The organism is Helicobacter sp. WB40 (genome assembly GCF_027859275.1).
GTDB lineage: Bacteria > Campylobacterota > Campylobacteria > Campylobacterales > Helicobacteraceae > Helicobacter_D > Helicobacter_D ibis.
Genome location: NZ_JAQHXS010000003.1, coordinates 179,401 through 191,014 on the forward strand (window position 1 = coordinate 179,401; position 11,614 = coordinate 191,014).

The 11,614-nt window shown below is 31.5% G+C and carries 11 protein-coding genes; 9 read left to right on the forward strand and 2 right to left on the reverse strand.

Annotated elements, in window-relative coordinates; genetic code table 11:
• Positions 1-2: 2 nt before the first annotated feature.
• Complete coding sequence (locus tag PF022_RS03525) at positions 3-287, reverse strand: 4Fe-4S binding protein (protein WP_271022798.1); 285 nt, start codon at positions 285-287, stop codon at positions 3-5.
• A gap of 108 nt (positions 288-395) precedes the next feature.
• Between PF022_RS03525 and PF022_RS03530 the strand changes: the two genes are divergently transcribed.
• The 4 genes from PF022_RS03530 to PF022_RS03545 are packed head-to-tail and all read left to right on the forward strand — an operon-like array spanning position 396 to position 3,629.
• Entirely contained in the window at positions 396-1,310 is a 915-nt protein-coding gene (locus PF022_RS03530; protein WP_271022799.1) for a radical SAM protein, read from the forward strand.
• 48 nt (positions 1,311-1,358) lie between these two features.
• Complete coding sequence (locus PF022_RS03535; protein ID WP_271020554.1) at positions 1,359-2,129, forward strand: transporter substrate-binding domain-containing protein; 771 nt, start codon at positions 1,359-1,361, stop codon at positions 2,127-2,129.
• Positions 2,130-2,137: 8 nt separating this feature from the next.
• On the forward strand, positions 2,138-2,836 hold the full coding sequence (locus PF022_RS03540; RefSeq protein ID WP_271020555.1) for an amino acid ABC transporter permease: 699 nt from the start codon (positions 2,138-2,140) through the stop codon (positions 2,834-2,836).
• Complete coding sequence (locus PF022_RS03545; RefSeq protein ID WP_271020556.1) at positions 2,823-3,629, forward strand: amino acid ABC transporter ATP-binding protein; 807 nt, start codon at positions 2,823-2,825, stop codon at positions 3,627-3,629. The genes PF022_RS03540 and PF022_RS03545 overlap by 14 nt, the downstream gene beginning before the upstream one ends.
• Here PF022_RS03545 and murJ read toward each other — a convergent pair.
• Positions 3,619-5,034 carry a murein biosynthesis integral membrane protein MurJ gene (murJ, locus tag PF022_RS03550; protein ID WP_271022801.1) on the reverse strand — a complete coding sequence of 472 codons (1,416 nt, stop codon included), beginning with the start codon at positions 5,032-5,034 and terminating at the stop codon, positions 3,619-3,621. The genes PF022_RS03545 and murJ overlap by 11 nt on opposite strands.
• Before the next feature lie 61 nt (positions 5,035-5,095).
• On the opposite strand from murJ, the gene PF022_RS03555 reads away from it, so the two are divergent.
• The 5 genes from PF022_RS03555 to PF022_RS03575 form a co-directional block, all read left to right on the forward strand.
• The gene (locus tag PF022_RS03555; RefSeq protein ID WP_271022802.1) at positions 5,096-6,907 is read left to right on the forward strand and encodes a FapA family protein; all 1,812 of its coding nucleotides are present in this window, start codon (positions 5,096-5,098) and stop codon (positions 6,905-6,907) included.
• A gap of 10 nt (positions 6,908-6,917) precedes the next feature.
• A complete protein-coding gene (ruvA, locus tag PF022_RS03560) occupies positions 6,918-7,493 on the forward strand; it encodes a Holliday junction branch migration protein RuvA (protein WP_271022804.1) in 576 nt (191 codons plus the stop codon).
• Positions 7,493-8,821 (forward strand): 30S ribosomal protein S12 methylthiotransferase RimO, encoded by a 1,329-nt coding sequence (rimO, locus tag PF022_RS03565; protein WP_271020560.1) that lies wholly within the window; start codon positions 7,493-7,495, stop codon positions 8,819-8,821. The genes ruvA and rimO overlap by 1 nt, the downstream gene beginning before the upstream one ends.
• Positions 8,808-9,818, forward strand: coding sequence for a tRNA lysidine(34) synthetase TilS (gene tilS, locus PF022_RS03570; RefSeq protein ID WP_271020561.1), 1,011 nt, complete (start codon positions 8,808-8,810; stop codon positions 9,816-9,818). The genes rimO and tilS overlap by 14 nt, the downstream gene beginning before the upstream one ends.
• A gap of 136 nt (positions 9,819-9,954) precedes the next feature.
• A partial coding sequence (locus PF022_RS03575) for a PDC sensor domain-containing protein (protein ID WP_271022806.1) occupies positions 9,955-11,614 on the forward strand: 1,660 nt, incomplete at its 3' end.

Genomic DNA, 11,614 nt, shown 5'->3' on the forward strand with positions numbered 1-11,614 from the left:
GGCTATTCTACTACTGGAGCGTGAGCACTTCTCTTGTCATCCCCAATATCATCTCTATGTGGTTGAGAACCTGCTACAGCGTCCCATACGATACAGCCCTCTGTAGGACATGCACTAGCACATGCTGGTTCATCATTGTGTCCAACACACTCTACACACTTGTCATTATATACAAAGTAGCATCCATCATCATTTGGGTTGTCATCATCATCTACTATAGCTTCAACTGGGCATTCATCAATACAGGCTCCACAGGCTATACAAATATCAGTAATCTTAACAGACATTGTCTTCTCCTTTATTAAAATGGCATTGAGTATATATAAAAAGTGATAAAATGTAGCTTTAAATTTTTTTAAAAGTTAAATATTATTTAAATACTTTAAAGGCAATCTATGAGTATTATTTTTGGTCCTATAAAATCTAGGAGATTTGGCGAATCTTTGGGGGTTGATTTATCGCCTAGTATTAAGCAGTGTAATTATGATTGTTTATATTGTGAGTTAGAGGGCAAAAAGGCAATAGATACAATGACAGAAGTATTAAGTGTTGAATTCATATTGCACGAAATAGAAGTAGCACTAAAAAGATTCCACAATATAGATTCAATTACAATTACAGCAAATGGTGAGCCAACAATGTATCCTTATTTATATGAGCTAATGTTAAGACTAGAAGACATTAAGGGAGATAAAAAAACATTGCTTTTAAGCAATGGCGCACTTTTACATGATGTGAGTGTAGCTAGGGCTTGTATGCTATTTGATAAAGTTAAGTTTTCACTAGATGCAATAACTCCTAGTGTGTTTAAAAAAATAGATAGACCATCTAAAGATATATCGCTTGATAAGATTCTAGCTGGTTTGTATGAGTTTTGCAGGGATTATAGTGGAGAGTTGTATGCTGAAATTTTATTTGTAAAAGGCGTTAATGATTCAATTGATGAAGTAAAGAAAATGGCGAGATTCTTAGCACCTATGAATCTTATGCGACTTGATATAAGCACCATAGATAGACCGCCTGCATATAAAGTAGAGCCTATTGATTGTGAGAGATTAGAAGAATTTGGGAGAATCTTTAGTGAATATGGAATTAATGTCCTAATCCCTAAGAGAACTAAATCTGATGAAAGGCTAAATTTATCCTTAAGCAAAGATGAGATTATAAAACTATTATCTTTGCGACCTTTGAGTGAAGATGAGGTAAGTATGCGTTTTAGCAAAGATAGTATTGAGGTATTAGAAGAACTAACAAAAGAAGGGGTAATAAAGTTGCGTGAAAATAGCGGAGTTAAGTTTTATGAAGTGTGATGTATATGCTATAATTCTCACTTTTACTTTGAATTTTAAGGAACACGAATGAAAAAGATTTTTTTAGCTTTCTTGCTTGGTTTTATTGCTATTTTTGCTGGGTGCAAAAATGATGACAAACTTGTCATGGCAACAGCAGCGGAGTTTCCTCCATTTGAGTTTAAAGAGGGTAAAGAGTTTAGAGGTATTGATATTGAAATAGCACAAGCATTGGCAAAAGAGCTTGGAGTAGAGTTAGAAATCAAAGATATGGAATTTGATTCTGTAGTTAGTGCTATTAGTAGTGGCAATGCTGATTTAGGGCTTAGTGGCTTGACTATTAATGAAACTAGAGCTAAGGTTGTTCATTTCTCTAATCCTTATTACAATGCAGCACAAGTTGTAATTGCAAAGACAGATTCTAATTTCAAATTTAGTGGCAATGATGCGGTTAAACTAAGAGAATTAATTGCAAATACAAATGGTATTAAAATAGGTGTAGCAACTGGCACAACAGGTGCTTTTTATGCAAAAGGTGATAAGGATTGGGGATTTGAAGGATTTGCTAATGCTGAAGTTAAGAGTTTTGTAAATGGTTCTTTGGCTGTAAATGCTTTAGTAAATGGCGTTGTAGATATTGTTATTTTAGATGAAGCACCAGCGAAGATTCTATCTAATGCTAATCCAAATACACAAGTATTTGATGCTTATTTGACAGAGGAACAATATGGGGTTGCTGTAAATAAGAATAATAAAGAATTATTAGACAAAATAAATGCAGCATTGGCAAAATTAAAAGAATCTGGTACTTTAGATTCAATTATTCAAAGTTATATGTAGGAAATTCATTGGATAAAATAGAAATATTTTATAGAGAACTAATCACAAAAGGTGGATACCACCTTGTGATTGAAGGGTTATTGGTTACTATTTTATTGGCTGTTGTGGGGCTTATTATAGGTATTGTTATAGGTACATTAATTGCAATTTTAATAACAAAAGAAGAGAAAAATACATTTGAGAGGGTTTTATGTGTATTTTTCAAGCTTTATGTTGGATTCTTCAGAGGGACCCCGATAGTTGTGCAGTTGCTGTTTATTTATTTTGTGATTTTGCCACTTTTTGGTTTAGCTGGGAGCAATGCTCTAATTGTCGCTGTAATTATCTTTGGGCTTAATAGTGGAGCTTATGTTAGTGAGATAATAAGAGGTGGAATCTTAAGTGTAGATAGTGGGCAAAATGAAGCAGCAAGGGCTTTAGGACTAAATGCAAATTCTAGTATGCGTTTTGTGGTCTTTCCGCAGAGTATCAAAAATGCTTTACCAAATTTGGGAAATGAGTTTATTACACTACTTAAAGAAACATCAGTAGCAAACTATGTAACTGTGCATGATTTAACTTATGCGTTTAAAACTATAGGTTCTGCTAGTTATGAATATATGGTGCCTTATTTTTTCTTGGCACTTTGTTATTTGGTGTTGGTGCTTGTGGCTAGTTATTTTGTAGGAATCTATGAAAGGAAATTAAGAAAAAGTGATAAGCGTTAGAAATCTAGTAAAGCAATATAATGACAAGATAGTTATAAATAATTTAAGTGTTGAATTTAAAAAAGGTGAAAAGGTTGTAATAATAGGACCAAGTGGGAGTGGAAAAAGCACTTTTTTGAGATGTCTAAATTTGCTTGAGATTCCAGATTTAGGTGAAGTTTGGCTAGATGGCAAGAGGATTTCTAATATCAGTGTTAATTTATATGATGAGTTAAAATCGCTAAAAGGCTCAAAACTTAAGTCAAAAATAAAAGAATATGACTTAAAAGATAGACAAGATATAAATGAAGCAAGAAGTAAAATGGGAATGGTGTTTCAGCATTTTAATTTGTTTAATAATTTAAATGTATTAGAGAATATAACACTAGCACCAATACAACTAAAAAAAGCTACAAAAAGTGAGGCAGTAGATATAGCTAAGGCACTATTAGACAAAATAGGGCTAAGCAATAAAATATATGAGTATCCATTAAGGTTAAGTGGTGGGCAAAAGCAAAGAATAGCAATAGCAAGGGCATTGGCTATGAAGCCTGAAGTTATTCTTTTTGATGAGCCTACAAGTGCGTTAGACCCGGAGATGGTCGGTGGTGTGTTAGAGCTTATGAAAAGTGTAGCAAATGAAGGCATGAGTATGATTTGTGTTACACATGAAATGGGCTTTGCAAAGGAGGTTGCTACTAGGGTTTTGTTTATGGAAAATGGGCTGATTTTAGAAGATAATAATCCAACTAGATTCTTCAATAATCCGACAAATGAAAGGCTAAAATACTTCCTAAGTCATATTAGGCATTAAGTGTAAATACATAATGCTTAAAAGCAAGTATTAATGCCCACAAAACACAAAGTATAAGCGAAATTAGAATAATCCATTTTGGTTTGTTTAATATGGCTAAAAATTTGCTAAATCCAAAAAAATAAATTGTAGTAAAAAAAAATACAAACCCACTAATGCTTCCAGCCAATGCTAAACCAACAGCACCTAAAGACTGCATTAAAATTATAGATAAAATAGCACCTATTAGAAGTGAAAAAGCAGATATTTTTGCGGCTAGTGTTTGTTTGTGATGTGAATATAGCCATAAAGAAAAGATTCTAGCTAGTCCAAAAGGAAGCAATCCAATCATGTAAGCACTAAATACTGAAGCTGTAATTATTGTGTCTTCTCTTAAAAACTCTCCCCTCTCAAAAAGTAGCCAAATAATTTCATCTCTTAGCATTATCCCACCTAGAACACATGCACTAAGTAATGCACTAAGTAGCCAAAAACTACGAGATAGTTCAAACAATGCTCTATCTTCTTCTTTGTTTTTTATATATTTTGCAACTAAAGGAAATAATGCTGTTGAGGTTGCAATAGCAAAGATTGCAAGTGGTAGTTGAAAGATTCTATTTGCATAGTATAAATAAGAAATAGCCCCACTAGTTAGAAATGAGGCGAGTAGTGTATCGATAAATGACGCAAGTTGTGCTGTTGAGCTACCAATCATTGCTGGGAAAAATTGACTTTTAAAGCTAGAGATACTTTGTTTTATTGAATCTTTTTTATGTTTTAGTTCTTTTGTGCCTATTAGTAGCAATTTTAAAAGCTTTAATCTCCACATTGGATATATGTGTAGCAATATTTGTGCTATCCCACCTGCTAATACTCCATAGCTAAGCAATAATACAGATTCATAAGAATCTTTACTATTTGCAAAAAGCAATGCAATAATCATGCATATATTAAGTAATGCAGGAGAATAAGCCCATGCTGTAAAATTTCTTTTATACTGCAACATAGCACCAAAAAATGTAACTATAAAAACTAATAGCAAATACCAAAAATTTATCGCAACTAGTGGTGCTGCAAGTGCTATTGTTGATTCATTAAAGCCATATGCTAGAATCTTTGTTATAGGCACTTGAAAAACATAAACCAAAATAGATAGCACAAATAAGACAAAGCAGAAAATACCTAATATTTTTAGTGCAAAGCCACCTTTGTATTTTGTTTGTAAAAAGCTTGGTAGAAACGATTGATTAAATGCCCCTTCACCGAAGATTCTTCTAAATAGGTTTGGTAGTTTAAAAGCTACAAAAAATATATCACTATATATGTTTGCTCCAAGCGTGTTTGCTGTCATTAAATCTCTTATAAAGCCAAAGATTCTTGAAGTTAAAATTCCACTACTATTTGTAAAGAAGGCTTTAAAAAACATTACAACCTCTAATAATTTATTTGCTAAAATTGTATCAATTTTTGCTAAGGGTTTTTAGAGTATGTTTGGTAGTGAAACTAAAAAAGGTTTTGAATCATATTTTGTAAATGAATGTGAAGATATTAAAATAGCCATAAAGCAAGTTGCTTCAATATATTCTATAGATTCATCAAGTCTTGATTTTAGGCTAAAAGAAATAACAACATATGTAAAAAATAATTATGATAATGTGGTAGAGCTAATTCCTAAGGGTGAAGTTGAATTTTTTTTACTAAATAGAGATAATATACTTGATACTAGATATACATTTATTCAAAGATATAGCATAGATGTAATAAAAAAACAAACAAGCAAAAAAAATCCATTTTATTTCCAAGCTGACAAGGTGTTCTCACAAGCATATGTGATTTTTGAATCTGGTTTTGTGTTAAATGATTTTGATAGTGTATATGATGAAATACGCAAAATAAAAATGCTAAATAAAATAATAATAGTAAATGAAGAAGAAGAAAAAAAGTATTTGCTAGAGTTTTTGGAATCTCTTAATTATCCACTAACTAAGGAAGTAAAATATATTCTATCATGTGGAGTAAATTTAGTCCCAACAACAAATAGTCAAATACAATATAAAGTGCCAAAAGATATAAAAGGTAAATTCTATACTCTAAAAATAAATGACTTAATATGTGTCTACAAAAAGCCATCTCAAGGAAAACCCGGTAGGAATCTAAAAGGACAATACATAATCCCTGATTTACCAGATACCATACATGACCACACACCAACAATAAGATATGATGAAAATACAATAAAAGTTGTTGATAATCCTTATGAGATTTTATATTTAGCTGCAATTGGCGGAGTTTTAAACTTTAAAGAAGATTATTTTTGGATTGATAATGCAGTTGATACTGGTGCGGTTAGCTTAAAGACAACCGGTGATGTAATAGGTGATATAGATAGTGGCACAACTATAAATATAACTGAAGCAGATTTGCTAAAAGAAGCACTAGGTCAAGGCTCACAAATACAAGCCTCAAGGGTTAATATACAAGGAAATGTAGCAAGTGGTGCAAAAATAAGAGCAAGGGAAGCAAATATAGAAGGATTTACGCACCAAGATTCACAAGTTAGTGCAAGAAATATAAATATAGCAACTCATAAAGGACTTGCCATTGGCGATACAATAAAGGTAGATACACTAGAGGCAGGTATAATAAGAGGCAATGTAGTTGAGGTTAATAATGTATATGGTGGTAAAATATATGCAAATGAGATAAAGATTAATACATTACACTCTAATGCATTTTTGCATGCCACTAAAAAAATAGAAGTAATAAATATGGTTAAAGGAGAAAATAAGTTTTTTATATCAGCATTTTCCAGTCCAGAAAAAGACGAAAACTATCATAAACTCATAAGCGATAGAAATTATGCAATTTCAGAATCTAAAATATTGATTAAAGAGATCAAAATAAAAACATTGGAGTTAAAAAAGTTAGATGATGTAGCCAAAAAAACGCGAAACTCTCTAATACAATATAAAAATGCTAATAAAAAGCCACCTTCATATTTGTTGAATAAGTTTGAAGAATATCACAATATGGTAGTAAGCTTAAAGGAAAGAAAGCAGAAGTTAGAGATTTTAAATAATTTATATAAAACTTCAACTGCACAATTATCAAATATAGATAAAGAAATATTCTATTCTTATGTTGAGGTGCTTAGTGGTTGGGTTGGATACAATGAAGTTAGGTTTATTTTTAACTTCCCTGAGCATAAGGAGTTAATGGTAATTCCACACAAATCTAACAAGCCAAAAGTTATCTACAATAAAGAGGCTTCAACATTAGAGATGATAGATATTAATTAAAAGGATTATTATGATTATTGCGTTAGTTGGAGAGATATTTTATAAAGAACCAACAAAAATAGCACTAAACTGCAGTGGTGTAGTCTATGAGGTGTTTGTATCGTTAAATACAAGCAATAAAATACAAAGCAAGGTTGGAGATACAATAACGCTACTTACCACACATATAATAAGAGAAGATGCACAAACTTTATATGGATTTTTAGAATCTAGTGAAAAAAGATTATTTGATACTTTAATAAAAATAAATGGCGTAGGACCTAAGGTTGCTATGGCTATTTTATCTACTTATACTCCAAGTAGCTTTGCAAATGTAGTATCTAATAATGATATAAAATCAATGCAAAGAGTGCCGGGCATTGGTCCTAAGAGTGCAGGTAGAATCTTAGTTGATTTATCTGGTTGGTCTTTGGAGTTAGCTAGTGATTGTGCTATTAGTGATGATTCAAATCTAACTCAAGTAATAATGGCACTAGAATCTCTAGGATACAAAGGAGATGTGATAAATAAAGCTATAAAGGGCTTGGAAGTCGGTGAAGTAGGGACTATGGTTAAAAATGCACTAAAAAAGATTCAAGGTTTATAATGAGTAAAAAATTACATTTAATATCGCTTGGTTGCACAAAGAACTTGGTAGATAGCGAGGTTATGCTAGGTAAATTAGCAGAGTATGAACATACAGATGATATAACAGAGGCTGATGTTGTTATAGTAAATACCTGTGGTTTTATCGAGGCTGCTAAAAAAGAAAGCATACAAACAATACTAGAAGCAATAGAAAACAAGAAAAAAGATTCAATTATTGTAGCTAGTGGTTGTTTAACGCAAAGATATGCTAAAGAGTTGCAAAAGGAAATACCAGAGCTTGATATAATAACTGGTGTTGGGGATTATGATAAGATAGATTCCATGATTGAGAGGACAAAAAGAGGGGAGAAAATCCTTTCTGTATCTTCAGAGGTATTTTTAGCAAGTGGAAATAATAGACGAGTTATTAGTGGTTCTAGGATTCATGCTTATATCAAGTTATCAGAGGGTTGTAATCAAAAATGTAGCTTCTGTGCCATACCTAGTTTTAAGGGCAAATTGCACTCACGCACATTAGAATCCACGCTAAAAGAAGTGTCAAATTTATCAAAAATGGGCTTTAGGGATTTTACATTTATTTCTCAAGATTCTAGTTCTTATTTGCGTGATTTAGGGATTAAAGATGGTTTAGTTGATCTAATAGATGGAGTAGAGGGACTAGTTCAGAGTGGGTTGGAGATTCGAAGTTGCAGAATCTTATATTTATATCCATCTACTACTTCTAAGAAGTTGATTCAAAAAATAATAGATTCTAAAGTGTTTCATAATTATTTTGATATGCCTTTGCAACATGTAAGTAAAAATGTGCTATCAAAAATGGCTAGAAGTGGAGATTTTATCGAGCTTTTAAGAATGATGAAGAGTGCTAAAAATAGCTTTCTTAGAACTAGCTTTATATTAGGGCATCCTGGAGAGAGTGAAGAAGACTTTAGAGAATTATGTAGTTTTGTTGATAATTTTCATTTTGATAGGATTAATTTTTTTGCGTTTTCTAGCGAAGAGGGAACTAAGAGTGCTATGATGGAGCAAATACCGCAAAAAATAGTAAATGCAAGGCTTAAAGAAATAAACAAAATTTTTTTAAAACAATATAAAGATTCATTAAAAAGTTTGGTAGGAGAGGAGATTGTTGCAATAGTTGAAGGAGAATCTAGTGAGCATGAGTTTTTCTACTCTGCTAGAGATGTAAGGTATGCACCACAAGTTGATGGAGAGATTCTTATAAATGATAGTCTAATAAAGTCAATTGAAGCTGGATTCTATAAAGTGAAGCTAACAGAGATTGCTGGTGAAAATCTTATAGGTTGCATTATTGATAGAGCTTAAATTTTTAGATGAGCTAAGAGACGGGAAGAATCTCTTGGCTTTTTCTGCTGGAGTTGATTCTACTGCTTTGTATTTTTTGTTGAAGCTTTATGATATTAGCTTTGATATTGCTATTGTGGATTATGATATAAGGAAACAAAGTAAATTAGAGGTATCTCGTGCTAAGTCTTTGGCATTTTATGATAATAAAAAGTGCTTTGTTTATGAATCTAGTGCTATTTCTTCTAACTTTGAGCATAGAGCAAGGGAGATTCGGTATTTGTTTTTCCAGTCTATTATTTTAGAGCATGATTATACAAATTTAATCCTAGCTCATCAGTTAAATGATTCTTTAGAATGGTTTTTAATGCAGTTTAGCAAAGGCACTAGCGTTTCTAATATGATCATAATGCCAAAGACACAAAGAAAGATTCAAAATAAAACATATAGTATCTTGCGTCCTTTGCTTAGTGTAGATAGGGAATCTTTGAAAGGCTTTTTGGAAGATAGGGATATTTTTTATTTTTATGACTTTAGTAATAATGATTTTAAATTTAAGAGAAATTACTTTAGGAGTAAGTTTTCAAACATATTTTTAAAAGAGTTTAAAGATGGTATTAAATTTTCTCTTTCTTTGTTGCAAGAAAATAATATGAAAATATATAATGAAATTGATGTTTATGATGATGTTAGAGAATACTATATTTTTTCGTCATGCGATTTGGATTTTTTATACATTGATAAGTTTTCTAAGTGTCTGCACTATGTATTATCTAAAAAGCAAAAAATAGAGTTAAATAAATATATATATTTGGATCACTTTTCACTAGTGTTTGGCGATAAAATAGTTGTAGAAAAGTTTCACAATAGAATATATGTTTTTAGACAAGTATCTAAAAAGGTTGTTTTTACCAAGCAGCAAAAAGAATATTTTAGAAAGAATCGCATACCAATTAAATTTAGAAAATTTTTAGCATATCGTTATCAAATACCAATAGAATTGCAATATATCAATTAAGTGTTACTTTTATATACTTTTTATTACTAGATTTATCAATTTATTAATAATATTAATTATTTTAAGTAAAATGTGGGGGGGGGGGGGTAGAATTTTAGATTCATATATTATATTATAGATTTTAAAAGGGGTATTTATGGGTTTTTGGTCTAGGCTTAGTATTGGTACCAAGATTATAGTTAATGTCACTTGCGTTTTGCTTGTATGTATGTTTTGTATGTCTTTTTTGATATTGCAACAAGTTTCAAAAACACAAAAAAGAACTGATAATAGTCTGCTTCTTTCTGTTGGTAGGGAAATATCAGAAATAGTAAATGGGATCTATGGAGAAGTATATACTTCGGTGAGAACCGTAAATGGGACATTAGAGGAAATTATAAATGATAGAGAAAGTGGTGCTAGATCTCAAGCTACTCTTGAAAATGAGCTCAAAAATACTCTTGATTCTAGTAATTATGGCATATATGCGTTTGTATATATTAAAGATAGTGATTGGTTTGGAGATAAAATAGTAGATTCTAAGCATAGACTTCCAAATGGTGAGTTTTTAATACTTGTAGAAGATACAGATGTTACCAATGCGGGTGGTTTAAAGGTTGGTTCTGCAACGGATAGTGTAGTTAAGTTACCAACCGTCGAACGTGCATTAAATACTGGTAAAGTCGCAGTTGGTAATCCTTTTTACGTTAATTTAACTGGAAAAAATGAATTTATCAATACAATTACAATACCTATAAAAAAGAATGGTATAGTGATTGGTGCTGTTGGCATGATGGTGAATTTAGATACAGTAGGAAAAATTCTGAACAATAGTGATAGATCAGTATTTGATGGGGATTATAGATTCTTGCTTAGTGCAAATCAAACTATAGCATCTCATCCCAATACGGAATATTTGGGCAAAAAGCTTGTTGACATTCCAGGAGACAAACAACAACTTGAAGGATTAGCAAATAGAGCTAAAGAGCAATATAGAGGTATATTTGAATATACAAATTATGCAAATGTAAGGACTTTGGCTGGTATGTATAGTTTTGAAGTTGGCTATGGTACTGGTTCTTATTGGACTGCTGCTGTTTTGGCACCAGTTAGTTCTGTAAATGCTAATGCCGAATATATGCAAAGGTTGATTGCTATATGTAGCATTGTTACCGTCCTTATTATTGTATTATATGTTTTGTGGTATATAAAAGCAAATGTATCTTCTAGAATTGTAAATATATTATCTCATTTGCGAGGATTTTTTAAGTGCTTGAATTTTGAAACTGATAAATGTCCTATGCCATTAAGGCCAAAGGCACAAGATGAACTAGGTCAGATGGCTATGGAAATTAATCTAAATATAGAAAAAACACAAGAATCATTAGATAGAGATGGGCAAGCCGTTGTAGAATCCGTTAATAGTGTAAAAATAGTTGAAAGTGGAGATTTAACAGCAAGAATAACAGCAGAACCATTTAATCCAAAGCTACGAGAATTAAAAGATGTTTTAAATCAATTGTTAGAAACTTTGGAGAAGAAAGTTGGTAGTGATTTAAATGAGCTTGATAGAGTTTTTAATTCATATGCTAGTCTCAATTTTACTACAGATGTTAAGAATACTAGTGGTAGGGTTGAGCAGGTAACCAATACCTTAGGCAAAGAGATAAGAACAATGTTAAAATCTAGTAATCGTTATGCCATTGATTTGACTAGTAAAACTGATATTCTGAAAGGTTATATGCAAAGACTAACAGAAGGAAGTCAATCTCAAGCAAGTTCTTTACAACAATCAGCAGCTGCCATAGAAGAGATAA